Annotated in this window: 15 protein-coding genes; 13 read left to right on the top strand and 2 right to left on the bottom strand. The window is 68.4% G+C overall.

Annotated features, from left to right (window positions below):
• Entirely contained in the window at positions 1-1,503 is a 1,503-nt protein-coding gene (locus AC1RGU_RS20600; protein ID WP_492697683.1) for a cryptochrome/photolyase family protein, read from the bottom strand.
• Between AC1RGU_RS20600 and AC1RGU_RS20595 the strand changes: the two genes are divergently transcribed.
• The 6 genes from AC1RGU_RS20595 to AC1RGU_RS20570 are packed head-to-tail and all read left to right on the top strand — an operon-like array spanning position 1,504 to position 6,099.
• On the top strand, positions 1,504-2,103 hold the full coding sequence (locus AC1RGU_RS20595) for a YqgE/AlgH family protein (RefSeq protein ID WP_095948042.1): 600 nt from the start codon (positions 1,504-1,506) through the stop codon (positions 2,101-2,103).
• Positions 2,100-2,558 (top strand): Holliday junction resolvase RuvX, encoded by a 459-nt coding sequence (gene ruvX, locus AC1RGU_RS20590; protein WP_492697682.1) that lies wholly within the window; start codon positions 2,100-2,102, stop codon positions 2,556-2,558. The genes AC1RGU_RS20595 and ruvX overlap by 4 nt, the downstream gene beginning before the upstream one ends.
• The gene (gene pyrR, locus AC1RGU_RS20585; RefSeq protein ID WP_492697681.1) at positions 2,555-3,052 is read left to right on the top strand and encodes a bifunctional pyr operon transcriptional regulator/uracil phosphoribosyltransferase PyrR; all 498 of its coding nucleotides are present in this window, start codon (positions 2,555-2,557) and stop codon (positions 3,050-3,052) included. The genes ruvX and pyrR overlap by 4 nt, the downstream gene beginning before the upstream one ends.
• Entirely contained in the window at positions 3,052-4,014 is a 963-nt protein-coding gene (locus AC1RGU_RS20580; protein ID WP_056577783.1) for an aspartate carbamoyltransferase catalytic subunit, read from the top strand. The genes pyrR and AC1RGU_RS20580 overlap by 1 nt, the downstream gene beginning before the upstream one ends.
• Positions 4,011-5,294 carry a dihydroorotase gene (locus AC1RGU_RS20575; protein ID WP_492697679.1) on the top strand — a complete coding sequence of 428 codons (1,284 nt, stop codon included), beginning with the start codon at positions 4,011-4,013 and terminating at the stop codon, positions 5,292-5,294. Before AC1RGU_RS20580 ends, AC1RGU_RS20575 begins: the two co-directional genes overlap by 4 nt.
• Positions 5,295-5,352: 58 nt before the next feature.
• Positions 5,353-6,099 carry a lysophospholipid acyltransferase family protein gene (locus tag AC1RGU_RS20570; RefSeq protein WP_070062753.1) on the top strand — a complete coding sequence of 249 codons (747 nt, stop codon included), beginning with the start codon at positions 5,353-5,355 and terminating at the stop codon, positions 6,097-6,099.
• Positions 6,100-6,403: 304 nt separating this feature from the next.
• Here the strand turns inward: AC1RGU_RS20570 and AC1RGU_RS20565 are convergent, their stop codons facing one another.
• Entirely contained in the window at positions 6,404-7,201 is a 798-nt protein-coding gene (locus AC1RGU_RS20565; protein ID WP_492697678.1) for an IclR family transcriptional regulator, read from the bottom strand.
• 191 nt (positions 7,202-7,392) lie between these two features.
• Between AC1RGU_RS20565 and AC1RGU_RS20560 the strand changes: the two genes are divergently transcribed.
• From AC1RGU_RS20560 to AC1RGU_RS20530, 7 genes are all read left to right on the top strand, one after another.
• Entirely contained in the window at positions 7,393-9,147 is a 1,755-nt protein-coding gene (locus tag AC1RGU_RS20560; protein ID WP_492697677.1) for an FAD-dependent oxidoreductase, read from the top strand.
• A gap of 33 nt (positions 9,148-9,180) precedes the next feature.
• On the top strand, positions 9,181-9,957 hold the full coding sequence (locus tag AC1RGU_RS20555; RefSeq protein ID WP_139704791.1) for an SDR family NAD(P)-dependent oxidoreductase: 777 nt from the start codon (positions 9,181-9,183) through the stop codon (positions 9,955-9,957).
• A gap of 61 nt (positions 9,958-10,018) precedes the next feature.
• Positions 10,019-11,218, top strand: a complete 1,200-nt coding sequence (locus AC1RGU_RS20550) for an ABC transporter substrate-binding protein (protein ID WP_492697675.1) — start codon at positions 10,019-10,021, stop codon at positions 11,216-11,218.
• A 56-nt stretch (positions 11,219-11,274) separates the two neighbouring features.
• Positions 11,275-12,198, top strand: a complete 924-nt coding sequence (locus AC1RGU_RS20545) for a branched-chain amino acid ABC transporter permease (protein WP_062469725.1) — start codon at positions 11,275-11,277, stop codon at positions 12,196-12,198.
• Positions 12,195-13,976: a branched-chain amino acid ABC transporter ATP-binding protein/permease gene (locus tag AC1RGU_RS20540; RefSeq protein ID WP_492697674.1), complete on the top strand. Its 1,782-nt coding sequence runs from the start codon at positions 12,195-12,197 to the stop codon at positions 13,974-13,976. Before AC1RGU_RS20545 ends, AC1RGU_RS20540 begins: the two co-directional genes overlap by 4 nt.
• 20 nt (positions 13,977-13,996) lie before the next feature.
• Positions 13,997-14,707 (top strand): ABC transporter ATP-binding protein, encoded by a 711-nt coding sequence (locus tag AC1RGU_RS20535; protein WP_095746774.1) that lies wholly within the window; start codon positions 13,997-13,999, stop codon positions 14,705-14,707.
• A gap of 29 nt (positions 14,708-14,736) precedes the next feature.
• Complete coding sequence (locus tag AC1RGU_RS20530) at positions 14,737-15,705, top strand: MBL fold metallo-hydrolase (RefSeq protein ID WP_095746773.1); 969 nt, start codon at positions 14,737-14,739, stop codon at positions 15,703-15,705.
• The last annotated feature ends 1 nt before the right edge of the window (position 15,706 follow it).

Here is a 15,706-nt window from a genome sequence, read left to right as displayed (position 1 = left end):
TTACGGCTTTTGCAGGGCCTTGGCGCGTGCCGCCGCATAGCGCTGCATTGTCTTCTCCCGCGCCTCCGCGTGGTCCACCGCGGGCTTCGGGTAGTTCTCGCCCAGCCTGACGCCCGCCGCCTCCAGCTCGACCGGCGAGGCCAGCCACGGCGCATGGATCGCCACGTTCGACAGGCCCGCGAGCTGCGGCAGGTAGCGGCGGATGAACTTGCCCTCGGGATCGAAGCGTTCGCTCTGCGTCACCGGGTTGAAGATGCGGAAGTAGGGCTGGGCGTCGCAGCCGGTCGAGCTGGCCCATTGCCAGCCGCCGTTGTTCGAGGCCAGCTCGTAGTCGTTCAGGTGCAGCGCGAAGTAGCGCTCGCCGCGCCGCCAGTCCAGCCCCAGGTCCTTGCACAGGAAGCTCGCCACCACCATGCGCAGCCGGTTGTGCATGTAGCCGCTCTGGCGGATCTGCAGCATCGCGGCGTCGACCAGCGGGTAGCCGGTGCGGCCCTCGCACCAGGCGTCGAAGAGCTGGTCGGCGTGCTTGCCGTGGTGCCACTGGATCTTGTCGTACTCGGGGCGGAAACTCTTCGATTCGCCGTTCGCATGCACATGCGGAAAGTGCGCCAGGATCTGGAAGTAGAAGTCGCGCCAGACCAGCTCGCTGAGCCAGGTCGCGGCGCCGGTGTTGCCCTGCAGCGCCAGCTGGTGCGCCACGCTGGCCAGTTGCCGGATCGACACCGTGCCGAAGCGCAGGTGCACGCCCATGTAGCTCGGGCCGCGCACGGCCGGGAAGTTGCGCGCCTCGTCGTAGCGGTCGATGCGCTCGAAGAAATCTTCGAACAGCGCGCCGGCGCCGCGCGTGCCGGTGGGAATCTCCAGCGTCTGGAGGTTGGTGCTTTCAAAACCGATCTCGCCCAGCGTGGGCACGGGCCCGCCCAGGGCCGGGGGCGGCGGGGCCAGCGCGTCGGCGTGGCTGCGCACGGGGTACGACTTCAGGAAGAACGAATCCACCTTCGCCAGCCAGGCCCGCTTGTACGGCGTGAACACCGTGTAGGGCAGGCCGGCCTTGGTCATGACCTCGTCGCGGTCGAAGACGGTGCTGTCCTTGAAGGTGTGAAAGCTGATGCCCGTGTTGGCCAGCGCGCCGAGCACGCGGGCGTCGCGCGCCAGGGCGTCGGGCTCGTCGTCGCGGTTGGCGAACACCGCCTGCACGTCGAGCGTGTGGGCCAGCGCCGGGATCTCTTCGGCGGCCACCGCGTGCCGCACGATGAGCCCGCTGCCCAGGCCGCGCAGCTCGGCTTCGAGCTCCACCAGCGATTCGCGGATGAATTCGACCCGCCGGTCCGCGCGGGGCAGGGCGTCCAGGATCGCCCGGTCGAACACGAAAACGCAGACCACCTGCCGGCAGGCCCGCAGCGCCCGGTACAGCGCTGCGTTGTCGTCCACCCGCAGGTCCCGGCGAAACCACATGAGCCCTTTGGGATAGGTCTTGTCGACGGCCAGTAAAATCGGGGGCATATGGCTGCCGATTCTGCCCCGATGAACCTGACGCATCACTTTCTGATCGCGATGCCGGGGATGGAAGACAAAACTTTCAACCGCAGCGTCGTTTACCTCTGCGAACACAGCGAGCGCGGTGCGCTCGGGCTGGTGATCAACAAACCCAGCGACATCAACCTCAAGGTGCTGTTCGAGAAGATCGAGCTGCACCTGGCCCGCCCCGAGCTGGGCGACGCCCCCGTTTTCCAGGGCGGCCCGGTGCAGACCGAGCGCGGCTTCGTGCTGCACGAGCCGGTGTTCACCCAGGCCGAGAAACCCGAGGAATCGGTCTACGCCTCGACCATGACCATCCCCGGCGGGCTCGAAATGACCACCTCCAAGGACGTGTTGGAGGCCCTGGCCACCGGCGCCGGCCCGCGCAAGGTGCTGGTCTCGCTGGGCTATTCGGCCTGGGGCGAGGGCCAGCTGGAGTCCGAACTGGCCGAGAACAGCTGGCTCACGGTGCTGGCCGACCCGGCCGTGATCTTCGATACGCCGGTGGAAAAGCGCTACGACAAGGCGTTGATGCTGCTGGGGCTCGAGGCTTGGACCTTGTCTCCCGACGCGGGCCACGCATGAGCGACGTCATGTCCGACGCGCCTGCATCCGCCCCTGCTTCCGTTCCCGCTCCCGCCGCCGTTCCTGCGCATTTCCAGAGCTTCCTGGCTTTCGACTTCGGCGCCAAGCGCACCGGCGTGGCCAGCGGCAACCGGCTGCTGCGCACGGCGACCCCGCAGGCCACCATCAAGGCCGAGGGCGCCGACGCCCGCTTTGTCCAGGTCGAGGCGCGCATCAAGGAATGGCAGCCCGACGCGCTGGTGGTCGGCGTGCCCTACCACCCCGACGGCGCCCCGCACGAGAACACCCGCCGTGCGCAGAAGTTCGCGCGCCAGCTGCGTGGCCGTTTCAATCTCCAGGTGTTCGAGGTGGACGAGCGCTACAGCACCACCGAGGCCTTGTCGTCCGGCGCCCGCGACGCCGACGCCGCGTCAGCCTGCATCATCCTGGAACAGTTTTTGAGGAGTCTCCCGTGAGTTCAATCCCCGATGCCGAAGCGCTCTACACGACGCTGCTGTCCGGCGTGAAGGCGCTGATGCGCCCCGAGACGAAACTGGTGGGCATCACCTCCGGCGGCGCCTGGCTGGTCGAGCGCCTGCAGAAAGACCTGGGCCTGGCCGGTGCCCCCGGCGTCATCTCGTCGGCCATGCACCGCGACGACTTCGCGCGCCGCGGCCTCTCGGCCAGTGCGCAGACCGCGCTGCCCTTCGACGTGAACGGCGCCGACGTGCTGCTGCTCGACGACGTGCTCTACACGGGTCGCACCATCCGCGCCGTGCTCAACGAGCTGTTCGACTTCGGCCGCCCCGCCTGTGTGCGGCTCGCCGTGCTGGTCGACCGTGGTGGCCGCGAACTGCCCGTCGCCGCCGACTTCGCAGCAACGACGCTCAAGCTGCCCGACACCCAATTGCTAGCCCTCGCACGCGCCGACGACGGCGCCTTCAGCCTCAAGGTGGAGGACAACACCTAATGCTCTACAAGCGAAACCCGCAGCTCAACAAGAACGGCGAGCTGATCCACCTGCTGTCGATCGAGGGCCTGCCCAAGGACATCGTCACGCACATCCTCGACACGGCCGCCAACTTCACCAGCGTGAGCGACCGCGAGGTGAAGAAGGTGCCGCTGCTGCGCGGCAAGAGCGTGTTCAACCTGTTCTTCGAGAACAGCACGCGCACGCGCACCACCTTCGAGATCGCGGCCAAGCGCCTGTCGGCCGACGTCATCAACCTGGACATCGCGCGCTCCTCGGCCACCAAGGGCGAGTCGCTGCTGGACACCATCGCCAACCTCAGCGCCATGGCCGCCGACCTGTTCGTGGTGCGCCACAGCGAGTCGGGCGCGCCGTACCTGATCGCGCAGCACGTCGCACCACACGTGCACGTGGTGAACGCCGGCGACGGCCGCCACGCGCACCCGACGCAGGGGCTGCTCGACATGTACACGATCCGCCACTACAAGAAAGACTTCTCGAACCTCACAGTCGCGATCGTCGGCGACGTGCTGCACTCGCGCGTGGCGCGCTCCGACATCCATGCGCTCACCACGCTCGGCTGCGCCGAAGTGCGCGTGGTCGGCCCCAAGACGCTGGTGCCCGCCGACATGGCCGGCATGGGCGTGCGCGTGTGCCACACGCTCGAAGAAGGCATCAAGGACTGCGACGTCGTCATCATGCTGCGCCTGCAGAACGAGCGCATGAGCGGTGCGCTGCTGCCCTCGTCGCAGGAGTTCTTCAAGACCTTTGGCCTCACGCAGGAAAAGCTGCAGCTGGCCAAGCCCGACGCCATCGTGATGCACCCGGGCCCGATCAACCGTGGCGTCGAAATCGACTCCGCCGTGGTCGACGGCAAGCAGAGCGTGATCCTTCCGCAGGTCACCTTCGGCATCGCGGTCCGCATGGCCGTGATGAGCATCGTGGCAGGTAACGAAGCATGAACATCCTCATCACCAACGGCCGCGTCATCGACCCCACCTCGGGCACCGACAAGCCCACCGACATCGCCATCGCCGACGGCAAGATCGCCGGCATCGGGCGCGCACCGGCCGGCTTCAAGCCCGAGCGCACCCTCGACGCCACGGGCTGCATCGTCACCCCCGGTCTCGTCGACCTCGCCGCGCGCCTGCGCGAGCCGGGCTACGAGCACGAAGGCATGCTCGAAAGCGAAATGGCCGCGGCCATCGCGGGCGGCGTGACCAGCCTCGTGTGCCCGCCCGACACCGACCCCGTGCTCGACGAGCCGGGCCTGGTCGAGATGCTCAAGTTCCGCGCCGAAAAACTGCAGTGCGCGCGCCTGTTCCCGCTCGGCGCGCTCACGCGCAACCTGGCCGGCGGCGTGCTCACCGAAATGGCCGAGCTCACCGAGGCCGGCTGCATCGGCTTCGGCCAGGCCGACGTGCCGCTGGCCGACACGCAGGTGCTGCAGCGCGCGCTGTCGTACGCCAGCACCTTCGGCTACACCGTGTGGCTGCGCCCGCAGGACCGCGACCTCGGCAAGGGCGTCGCCGCCAGCGGCGCGCTCGCCACGCGGCTGGGCCTGGGCGGCGTGCCGGTGGCGGCCGAGACGATCGCCATCTTCACCATCATCGAGCTCATGAAGAGCACCGGCGCGCGCGTGCACCTGTGCCGCATCTCCAGCGCTCGCGGCGTCGCGCTGGTGCGCGAGGCCAAGGCCCAGGGCCTGCCGATCACCTGCGACGTCAGCATCAACTCGCTGCACCTGGCCGACACCGACATCGGCTTCTTCGACAGCCGCGCGCGCCTGAACCCGCCGCTGCGCCAGCAGGGCGACCGCGACGCGCTCTCGGCCGCGCTGGCCGACGGCACCATCGACGCGCTGGTGTCCGACCACACGCCGGTCGAGGCCGACGCCAAGACCCTGCCGTTTGCCGAAGCCGAACCCGGCGCCACCGGCCTCGAACTGCTGCTGCCGCTCGCGCTGCAGTGGGGCGAGCGCAGCGGCGCGGGCCTGTCGCGCGCCATCGAGGTGGTCACCTCGGCGCCGGCGCGCCTGCTGAACGCGGCCGACGCGGCCAGCGGCATCGGCCGCATCGCCGAGGGCGGCGTGGCCGACCTGTGCATCGCCGATCCGTCGCTCGAATGGCAGGTGGTGCCCGAGGCGCTGCGCAGCCAGGGCAAGCACACGCCGTTCTCCAGCTACCCGATGCAGGGGCGCGCGCGCCACACGCTGGTGGCCGGTCGCGTCGTGCACGGCTGAGCGACAGCCGCCCGCCACACGGCACGCCGTCAAAAAGAAGAAGAGGGCCCGCGTCCAGATGCTGCACTCGTTGAAGGCCGGCTGGCGCCTGCTGCATGCGGCCTCGCATGCGCTGTCGGGCTGGTGGACGATCCGCTTCACCTTCCCCCGCCTGCCGCAGGACGAACGCAACGCGCGCGTGCAGGCCTGGTCGGCGCGCATGCTGCAGATCATGGGCGTCACGCTGCGCGTGCAGGGCGAGCCGCCCGCGCACGGGCCGGCGCTGCTCATCTGCAACCACCTGTCGTGGCTCGACATCACCGCCATCCATGCGGCGCGCCATGTGCGCTTCGTGTCGAAGTCGGACGTCAAGCAGTGGCCGGTGATCGGCACGCTCTCCACGGGCTCGGGCACGCTCTACATCGAGCGCGAACGCCGGCGCGACGCCATGCGCGTGGTGCACCACATGACCGAGGCGCTGCGCGGCGGCGACCTGATCGGCGTGTTCCCCGAAGGCACCACGAGCGACGGGCGCGGCCTGCTGCCGTTCCACGCCAACCTGCTGCAGGCCGCGATTTCCTCGGGCGCGCCGGTGATCCCGGCCGCGCTGCGCTTTGCCGACGCCGCCACCGGCGAGACCAGCCAGGCGCCGCGCTACATCGACGACGACAACCTGCTGGCCTCGGTGTGGAACACGCTGCGCGCGCCGCCGCTCTTGGCCATCGTGCGCTTCGGCGAGCCGCAGCCTTCGTACAGCCGCGAACGCCGCAGCTGGGCGCATTCGCTGCATGAAGACGTGCAGCAGCTGCGGCGCAATACCCACTGAGCGGCACTGACCGGATCGATCCGCAAAAAAAGCGCCCCGGGAGGGGCGCTGTAACGGCGCAAGAAGCGCCGTGAGGAGGAAGCGGGATCGTTCGTCGTGGCTCGTGGCCGGTCAGAGAATGCCGAACACCTTCAGCCCGATGATCACGATCAGCGGGACGCCGCAGAGCCAAAGGATGATGCTTTTCATGACCGGTCTCCGTGAGGTAGGTAGGCCTCTACGGTGGCCGCGTCTGCGGCCCGCGCGTGCGGGATAAGGCAAACCAAGCGCGTGAGCGCCTGCCTACACGGCACGGGCCGGCGGTTCAGCCCGCTTCGTCGGTGGGCACGAAGCCCAGGCGGCGCGAGATTTCGAGTGCGCAGGCCTTCAGCGGCACGGCCACGCGGCCGTTCCAGTCGCTGTCGAAGGTGGCCTCGGGGCCCATGGCCGTGATGCCCAGCACGAGGTTGTTGGTCGAGTCGAACACCGGCGCGCAGAAGGCGTCGATGCCCGGGATCGGCTGGCCCAGCGTGCGCGACACGCCGTGCAGCCGCGTCTCGACCAGGAGCGCCTCGATCTGCGACTTCGACAGCTCTTCGCTGGCGCCGCGCCCGTCGGCCGGGCGCGTGCGCGCCAGGTCCTCAAGCATCATTTTTTCCACCACCTTCGGCGGCAGGTAGGCCGCGAACAGCCGGCCCGTGGCCGTGTAGGCCAGCGACATCACGGTGCCGGTGCGCAGGTTCACGTGCAGCGGGTGGATCGGCTCTTCCAGCCGCACCACGGTCGGCCCGAAGTTGCCCCAGACCGCGACCGCGATGCTCTGTTCGGTCTCCGACGCGAGCGCTTCGATGAGGGGCGAGGCTTCCTTGATCGGGTCGAGCCGCTGCAGCTTGGCCAGGCCCAGTTGCAGGGCCAGCGGGCCCAGCTCGTAGCGGCCGGTGCCGTCCTGCACCACGAAGCCGACCTTCAGAAAACTCACCAGGTAGGGGTGCGCCTTGCCGACCGGCACGCCGGCGGCCTTGCCGAGATCGCGCAGCGCCATGGGCGCCACGTGCCGCCCGAGCGCGACCAGCAATTGCGTTCCGATTTCGACGGATTGAATGCCACGTCTTGGCTTTTCCATGGGGCGCCCGGCGTGGGGGTTGAGAGTGGGAGCGAGTATAGCCATCAGGGTTTCTACTGATATTGTCGTGTTCAATCGACAATGACTGATCATCTGATAGTAACTAAACGACTTGACCATATCAACATCGCTGCCTACACTCCGCCGCAACTTAAGTCGTACACACAACACGAGAGCGAACAGAGGCAGAGATGGAACAGAACACGTGGGAATGCGATGTCCTCGTCGTCGGCAGCGGCGCGTCGGGCATGGCCACCGCCGTCACGGCGGCGTCGCAGGGTTTGAAGGTGCTGGTGGTCGAGAAAGAGCCGCGCTTCGGCGGCACCACCGCGCGCTCGGGTGGCTGGCTGTGGATTCCGGGCACGCGCCTGGCCACGGAGCAAGGCATCCATGAGCCGCCCGGCGCGGCGCTCGACTACATGAAGCACGAGACCACGACGCACTTCGACGCGGCGCGCGTGGGCGCCTTCCTCGACATGGGCCCCAAGGCCATCGACTTCTTCACGCGCCAGACCTGCGTGCAGTTCGACATGCCGGCTGTCTTCCCCGACTACCACGCCGAAGCGCCCGGCGGCCAGCCCGGCGGGCGTTCGATGGTCACGCGCCCGTTCGACGGCCGCGAGCTCGGCGCGCGCATCAAGCACCTGGCGCCGCCGCTGCCCGAACTCACGGTGTTCGGGATGATGTTGGGCTCGGGCCCCGAGATCAAACACTTCATGCGGGCCTTCAAGTCGCCGACCTCGTTCTGGTACGTCACCAAGCGCCTGACCCGGCACTTCCTGGACGTGGTGCGCCACGGCCGCGGCATGACGCTGACCAACGGCAACGCGCTGGCCGGCCGGCTGGCCAAGGCCGCGATGGACCTGGACATTCCCGTGTGGCTTTCGTCGCCCGTGAAGAAGCTCGTGGTCGAGTACGACGGCGTCTCGGGCGCCGTGGTGCAGCACGAAGGCAAGACGGTGCGCATCACCGCCAAACGCGGCGTGGTGCTGGCCTGCGGCGGTTTCCCCTACGACGTGGAACGCCGCAAGCAGCTGTTCCCGCACGCACCGACCGGCAAGGAGCACTACTCGCCGTCGCCTTCCACGAACACCGGCGACGGCCTGCGCCTGGCCGAAGCCGTGGGCGGCCGCGTCGACGGCACCATCCCGCACGCCGCGGCCTGGGTGCCGGCCTCGGTCACCACGCGGCCCGACGGCAGCAAGGGCGTCATGCCGCACTTCATCGACCGCGCCAAGCCCGGCGTGATCGCGGTCACGCCCAAGGGCAAGCGCTTCGCCAACGAGGGCAACTCGTACCACGACTTCGTACAGGCGATGGTCAAGGCCTGCGAGGGCGAGCCCGAGGTCACGGCCTGGCTGCTGTGCGACCACAAGGCGCTGCGCGACTACGGCCTGGGCTGCGTCGCGCCCGCGCCGCTGCCCATCGGCCGCCACCTGAAGACCGGCTACCTCAAGCGCGGCGCGAGCATCGGCGAACTGGCCAAGGAAATCGGCATCGCCCCTGCCGCGCTCGAAGCCACCGTGCAGGAGTTCAACCAGGGCGCGCGCACCGGCGACGACCCCGCCTTCGGCAAGGGCAGCAAGGCCTACAACCGCTACCAGGGCGACGCCAACATCACGCCCAACCCCTGCGTCGCGCCGCTGGACAACGGCCCGTACTACGCGATCAAGCTGGTCATCGGCGACATCGGCACCTTCGCCGGCCTCGTCACCGACGAGAAGACGCGCGTGCTCGACGCCGACCGTCAGCCGATCAAGGGCCTGTACGCCGTCGGCAACGACGCGGCCAGCGTGATGGGCGGGAACTACCCCGGCGCGGGCATCACGCTCGGCCCGGCGCTCACCTTCGGCTATGTCGCGGGCCTGCAGGTCGCGCAGGCCGAGGCCGCCGTGCCCCTGCACGTCGAGCAGCGCGAAGCCGTGGCCGTGCCGCGCGGCGCCTGACCCCGTTCCGATAGTCAACCCAAGGAGCCGACCATGCCCTTTCCTCCTCACGTCGCACCGCGCCTGCTCGAAGGCCGCCTCGCGCTGATCACCGGCGCCGGCCAGGGCAACGGCCGTGCGCTCGCGCTCGGCCTGGCCCAGGCGGGCGCGCGCGTCGTCGTCACCGACATGAACGAAGCCACCGTGGCCGAGACCGCGCAGCTGGTGCGCAACGAAGGCGGCGAAGCCTGGTCGTTCGTGCTCGACGTCACCGCGCCCGAGGCCTGCCAGGCACTGGCGGCGCGCGTGGCGCAAGAGGTCGGCCACGTCGACCTGCTGGTGAACAACGCCGGCATCATCATCCGCGAGACCACCAGCAGCCCGAACGCCGCGGCCAACTGGAAGAAGACCATCGACGTGAACGTGCACGGCACCTTCAACACCACGCTGGCCTTCATCCCCGTGCTCAAGCAGACGAAGGGCTCGATCATCAACATCGCCTCCATCGCCGCCTACGCGGGGCAGGCCGCGAGCCTGGGCTACTCGCCCTCGAAGGGCGCCATCAAGATGCTCACGCAGTCGCTGGCGCAGGAGCTCGCACCGGCCGGCGTGCGCGTCAACGCACTGGCGCCCGGCGTGATCGAGACGCCCATGACCGCCGCCACGCGCGAGAACCCGCAGCGCCTCGAATCGTTCATGACGCGCATCCCGCTGGGCCGCGTCGGCCAGACCGAAGACCTGGTGGGCCCGGTGATCTTCCTGGCCAGCGACATGTCGCGCTACGTCACCGGCATCACGCTGCCGGTGGACGGCGGCTTCCTCGCCGTCTGAGCCACGCCTCTTCCTTTTCGATTTCCCGTTCCCCGTCCGTCAACCCTTCAGGAGACAAAGAATGAAAACGATCCGTCTGTACAAGACCCTGCTCGCGACCGCCGCCTTCGCTGCGTTCTCGGCAGGCGCCTACGCGCAAGACATCAAGCTCGGCTACAACGGCGACCTCTCGGCGTCGCCCTCGGCGCAGAGCGGCCAGGCCGCGGTGCTGGGCATGGAAGCGGCCATTGCCGACCTGAACGCCGCCGGCGGCGCGCTCGGACGGAAGTTCACGCTGGTCACGCGCGACGACGTCTCGGCACCGCCGAAGTCGATCCAGAACATGAGCGACCTGGTCGACAACGAGAAGGTCGTCGCCGTGTTCGGCCCCACCAACTCGGGCAACGCCATGGCCTGGAAGCACATCGCCAACCAGAAGAAGATTCCGGTGCTGGGCAACGTGGGCTCGGGCACCGACATCACCAAGCCCATGAGCCCCGGCGCCGACAACTACATGTTCCGCGTCTCGATGGTCGACCGCGAACAGGTCGCCGCGCTCATGGCCTACGTGAAGCGCAACACGGCCGGCTCCAAGGTCGTGGGCCTCATGGCCGAGACCACCGGCTACGGCCAGGGCGGACTGAAGGACATGGAAGAAATCGCCAAGCTGCAGGACATCAAGATCGCGGCCACCGAGCGCTTCGGCGTCGGCGACACCGACATGACCTCGCAGCTGAGCAAGATGAAGGCCGCCAACGTCGACACCGTGGTGGTGTGGGCGCAGGGCACGCCCATCGCGCAGCTGGTGCGCAGCATGGAGAAGATCAACTACTTCCCGCTGACGCTCACCTCGTGGGCGGCCGACAACATCACCTTCTACGACGCGGCCGGCAAGGCGCTGGCCGAGAAACCGATCTTCATGCGCACCGTGAGCGAGACGCGCACGCCCGTGCAGCAGAAACTGTTCGACCGCATCGGCAGCAAGCTGAAGGCACCGGGCTCGTTCTCGTTCGCGCTGCACGGCTACGACTCGGTGCTGCTGCTGGCCCAGGCCATGAAGCAGGCCAACAGCACCGACGGCGCCGCCGTGCGTGCCGCGCTCGAAGACCTGAAGACGCCGGTGCAGGGCGTGCTCAAGACCTACGAGAAGCCCTTCAGCAAGACCAACCACGAAGCCCTCACGGCCAAGGACCTGGTCTGGATCCGCTGGAAGGACGGCAAGCTGCTGCCCTACAGCGACGCGCTGATCGGTGCGCTCAAGCCGGCCGACTTCAAGCAATAAACGTCTGAGACAAAAGGAACGGGGCACCGCCCCGTTCCGCAACGGAGATACACACCATGGTTGAAGCGCTCCTGCAGGCGCTCATCAGCGGGCTCGCCGTCGGCGGTGCCTATGCGCTGGTGGCGCTCGGATTCAGCATCACGTTCACGACGACCAAGACGCTGAACTTCTCGCACGGCGAGTTCGTCTCGGCCGGCGCGTTCATCGGCATGAGCGCGCTGTTCCTCGTGCTGGGCAAGCCGCTCAGTTCCACCACCTTCGGCGACGCCGTGCCCGGCGCGGGCGCGCAGCTGTTTGCGCTGGTCGCCGCGCTCGGCGTGATGGGCCTGTTGGGCTGGCTGCTCTACGTGCTCGGCGTGCGCCCGTTTGCGGGCCGCCCCGGCATGGCCTGGGTCATGAGCACGCTGGGCTTCGGCGTGATTTTGCAGAGCGTGGGCCTGGCCATCTGGGGCCCGAAGCCCGTGGTGGTGCCCGCGCCCGTGGGCGACACCGTGATCCGCATGTTCGGCGTGGGCGTGCGCCCGCAGGAACTGCTCACGCTGGGCGTGGCCGTGGTCGTGATGATCGGCTTCGACCGCGTGATGAACCGCACCATGATCGGCAAGGCCATGCGCGCTGTCGCGCAGAACGGCAACGTCGCGAGCCTCATGGGCATCAACACCAACGCCATGATGATCGGCGCCTTCGTCGTCAGTTCGGCGCTGGCGGGGCTGTCGGGCTTTCTGCTCGCGCCCATCGCGCAGGCATCGCTGTTCATGGGGCTCACCGTGGGGCTCAAGGGCTTCTCGGGCGCCATGATCGGTGGGCTGAGCAACCCGCGCGGCTGCGTCATCGGCGGCTTCCTGCTCGGCGTGCTCGAGTCGATGGTGAATCTCTGGCAGGCGCAGTGGCGCGAGGTGGCGGTGTTCGCGCTCGTGATCCTGGTGCTGGCCTTCCGGCCCACGGGCCTGTTCGGCCGCTCGACGGTGGAGAAGGTATGAAGCGCCTCGTCCATCCCGCCGCCGTGGTGCTGGTGGCGGCCGTGCTGTGCGGCCTGGTCTCGCTGTCCGGCAACGACTACTACCTGCGCATCGCCTTCATGATGTGCGTCTACTACCTGTGCGCCGCCGGCATGAACGTGCTGGTCGGCTACGCAGGCCAGAAATCGCTGGGCCAGGCCGGCCTGTTCGCGGCCGGTGCCTACGCGGTCGCGCTCATCACCTCGCGCACCGAGCTGAGCCCCTGGCTCGCGCTGGTGATCGCGGCCGTCGTCTCGGGCGTGTGCGGCGTGCTCATTGCGCTGCCTTCGCTGCGCGTGAAGGGCCCCTACCTCGCGATGGTCACGCTGGCCTTCGGCATCGTGGTCGAGAAGCTCGTGGGCGAATGGACCGACGTGTTCGGCGGCGCGCAGGGCATCTACGGCATCCGCCCGCTGACCTGGAACGGCCAGCCGCTGAGCAGCGTGCAATGGGTGATTCTTGGCATCGTGCTCAGCGCCGCGCTGCACCTGCTGCTGCGCAACCTGCTGCAGGGCCGCTTCGGCCGCGCGCTGCTGTCGCTGCAGGCGGACGAGATCGCCTCGTCGTCGGTGGGCGTGCGCGTGTACCGCGCCAAGGTCATGGCCTTCGTGGTCGCGGCCGTCACCTGCGGCATCGCGGGCGCGCTCGTGGCGCAGCAGAACCAGTACATCAACTCCGACTTCATCACCTTCCACCTGTCGATCTTCATCCTGCTGCTGGTGCTCTTCGGCGGCGCGGGCTCGATGTACGGCCCCATCGTGGGCGCGGTGCTGCTCACGGCGACCGACGCGCTGCTCGCGCGCTGGCCTTCGGCGCAGCACTTCCTGTACGGCTTTCTGCTGCTGTTCGCGCTGTACGTGATGCCGGGCGGCGTGGTGGGCCTGTTCAACAAGTGGTTCCTGAAGTCGCGCCATCGCGGCGAAGGGGCGGGCGGCAGCGGCGTGCCGGGCCAGATCGGTCCCGGCGGCGAAGGCGAGCTGTTGGTGGTGCAGGGCGTGACCAAGTCGTACGGCGGCGTGAAGCCGGCGCAGGACGTGTCGTTCCGCCTGCAGCGCGGCCACATCCACGCGCTCATCGGCCCGAACGGCGCCGGCAAGAGCACCATGATCAACATGCTCACCGGCGTGGTCGAACCCGACGCGGGCGTGATCCGTTTCCTGGGCCGCAACATCGTGGGCCAGCCGGCGCACACCATCTGCTGCCTGGGCATGGGCCGCACCTTCCAGAACCTGCGTTTGTTCGCCGACCTCTCGGTGCTCGACAACGTGATGCTCGGGCGGCACAGCCGCATGAGCAACGGCTTCCTGTCGTCGCTCGTGGCCTGGCCCACGGCCGGCAAGCAGGAGCGCGCCACGCGCGAACGCGCGCTGCAGCTGCTCGACCTCGTGGGCCTGGGCCACCTGGCGCACTGGCCCGCCGGCAGCCTGCCCTACGGCCTGCAGCGCCGCGTGGAACTGGCGCGTGCGCTGGCCACCGAGCCGCAGCTGCTGCTGCTCGACGAGCCCGCCGCCGGCCTCAACCCGCAGGAGACGGCCGAGCTCGGCGAACTGCTGGTGCGCATCGGAAAGTGCGGCGTGTCCATCCTGATGGTGGAGCACCACATGGACCTGGTGATGTCGATCTCCGACCACGTGATCGTGCTCGACTACGGCGTGAAGATCGCCGAAGGCAAGCCGGCCGAGGTGCAGTCGAACCCGCGCGTGGTCGAGGCCTACCTGGGCGTGGACGACGAAGAAGACATGGCCGCCGTGCCCGCCTGAGCCAGAGGACCGAAACCATCATGTTGAAAATCGAATCGGTGAAGGTCTCGTACGGCGCCATCGAGGCCGTCAAGGGCGTGAGCCTGGAAGTGCGCGCGGGCGAGGTCGTCACCATCATCGGCGCCAACGGCGCCGGCAAGAGCACGCTGCTCAAGAGCATCGTCGGGCTGGAGCCCGTGGCCGAAGGCCGCGTGCTCATCGACGGCAAGGACTGCACGCACGTGCCCGCGCACCAGCGCGTGGGCCTGGGCGTGGCGCTGTCGCCCGAAGGGCGCGGCGTGTTCCCCGACCAGACCGTGCGCGAGAACCTGATGCTGGGCGCCTACTCGCGCCGCAACGACAAGGCCTTCGTGGAGCGCGCCATCGAACGCGAGTTCGCGCGCTTCCCACGCTTGAAAGAACGCGCGCATCAACTGTCCGGCACGCTGTCGGGCGGCGAGCAGCAGATGCTCGCGATTGCCCGCGCGCTCATGAGCGAGCCGCGTCTGCTGCTGCTCGACGAGCCTTCGCTGGGCCTGGCGCCGCTCATCATCAAGGACATCTTCGATGCCATCCGCCAGCTGCGCAGCTCGGGTCTCACGATCCTGCTGGTGGAACAGATGGCCAAGCAGGCGCTGGGCGTGGCCGACCGCGCCTACGTGCTCGAAACCGGCTGCATCACGCTCGAAGGCTCCGGCCGCGAGCTGCTCGACAACCCCAAGGTGAAGTCCGCGTACCTCGGCACGCATTGACTCTTACTGCTCACATCAAAGGAACCCCAATGACCACCAAGAAATTCGCCAGCCAGGCCGACCTCGAAGAAAAGAAGGTCTCGTTCACCCGCCTCTCGGAGAACGCCTACGCCTACACCGCCGAGGGCGACCCCAACACCGGCGTCTTCATCGGCGACGAGGCCGTGATGGTGGTCGACACCCAGGCCACGCCCGCCATGGCGCAGGACGTGATCCGCCGCATCCGCGAAGTCACGCCGCTGCCCATCAAGTACGTGCTGCTGAGCCACTACCACGCGGTGCGCGTGCTGGGCGCGTCGGCGTACTTCAAGGAAGGCGCCGAGCAGATCCTGGCCAGCCGCGACACCTACGACCTGATCGTCGAGCGCGGCGAGCAGGACAAGGCCAGCGAGATCGGCCGCTTCCCGCGCCTGTTCCGCAATGTCGAGTCGGTGCCCGCGGGCCTCACCTGGCCCACCATGACCTTCGACGGCACGATGAGCGTGTGGCTCGGCAAGAAGCTCGAGGTGAAGATCGCGCAGGTCGGCCGCGGCCACACCAAGGGCGACACCATCGCCTACCTCGAAGACCAGAAGATCTGCTTCGCCGGCGACCTCGTCGAATACCAGAGCACCGCCTACGCAGGCGACTGCTACTTCCGCGACTGGCCCACCACGCTCGACCGCCTGGCCGGCTTCGGCTTCGAGAAGCTGGTGCCCGGCCGCGGCGCCGCACTGGAAAACGCCGCCGACGTGCGCAAGGCGATTGCCTCCACGCGCGCCTTCATCTCCGACGTCTACACGCTGGTGAACAACGGCGTGGCCGAGGGCAAGTCGCTCAACGTGATCTACAAGGAAACCGTGGCCGCGCTGCGCCCGACCTACGGCCACTGGGTGATCTTCGACCACTGCATGCCCTTCGACGTGACCCGTGCCTACGACGAGGCCACCGGCCACGTGCACCCGCGCATCTGGACGGCCGAGCGCGACATCGAAATGTGGAACGCCCTCGAGAGCTGAG

It is taken from the genome of Variovorax sp. GW823-FHT02B07, assembly GCF_058797695.1.
Note: the sequence above shows the minus strand (reverse complement) of the source record. Positions and strands in the feature narration are given on the sequence as shown.

What these genes read in the sequence shown, in the direction of transcription:
- AC1RGU_RS20600 (WP_492697683.1), bottom strand. Translation starts at nt 1,503, where the DNA reads ATGCCCCCGATTTTACTGGCCGTCGACAAGACCTATCCCAAAGGGCTC.
- AC1RGU_RS20595 (WP_095948042.1), top strand. Translation starts at nt 1,504, where the DNA reads ATGGCTGCCGATTCTGCCCCGATGAACCTGACGCATCACTTTCTGATC.
- ruvX (WP_492697682.1), top strand. Translation starts at nt 2,100, where the DNA reads ATGAGCGACGTCATGTCCGACGCGCCTGCATCCGCCCCTGCTTCCGTT.
- AC1RGU_RS20580 (WP_056577783.1), top strand. Translation starts at nt 3,052, where the DNA reads ATGCTCTACAAGCGAAACCCGCAGCTCAACAAGAACGGCGAGCTGATC.
- AC1RGU_RS20575 (WP_492697679.1), top strand. Translation starts at nt 4,011, where the DNA reads ATGAACATCCTCATCACCAACGGCCGCGTCATCGACCCCACCTCGGGC.
- AC1RGU_RS20570 (WP_070062753.1), top strand. Translation starts at nt 5,353, where the DNA reads ATGCTGCACTCGTTGAAGGCCGGCTGGCGCCTGCTGCATGCGGCCTCG.
- AC1RGU_RS20565 (WP_492697678.1), bottom strand. Translation starts at nt 7,201, where the DNA reads ATGGAAAAGCCAAGACGTGGCATTCAATCCGTCGAAATCGGAACGCAA.
- AC1RGU_RS20560 (WP_492697677.1), top strand. Translation starts at nt 7,393, where the DNA reads ATGGAACAGAACACGTGGGAATGCGATGTCCTCGTCGTCGGCAGCGGC.
- AC1RGU_RS20555 (WP_139704791.1), top strand. Translation starts at nt 9,181, where the DNA reads ATGCCCTTTCCTCCTCACGTCGCACCGCGCCTGCTCGAAGGCCGCCTC.
- AC1RGU_RS20550 (WP_492697675.1), top strand. Translation starts at nt 10,019, where the DNA reads ATGAAAACGATCCGTCTGTACAAGACCCTGCTCGCGACCGCCGCCTTC.
- AC1RGU_RS20545 (WP_062469725.1), top strand. Translation starts at nt 11,275, where the DNA reads ATGGTTGAAGCGCTCCTGCAGGCGCTCATCAGCGGGCTCGCCGTCGGC.
- AC1RGU_RS20540 (WP_492697674.1), top strand. Translation starts at nt 12,195, where the DNA reads ATGAAGCGCCTCGTCCATCCCGCCGCCGTGGTGCTGGTGGCGGCCGTG.
- AC1RGU_RS20535 (WP_095746774.1), top strand. Translation starts at nt 13,997, where the DNA reads ATGTTGAAAATCGAATCGGTGAAGGTCTCGTACGGCGCCATCGAGGCC.
- AC1RGU_RS20530 (WP_095746773.1), top strand. Translation starts at nt 14,737, where the DNA reads ATGACCACCAAGAAATTCGCCAGCCAGGCCGACCTCGAAGAAAAGAAG.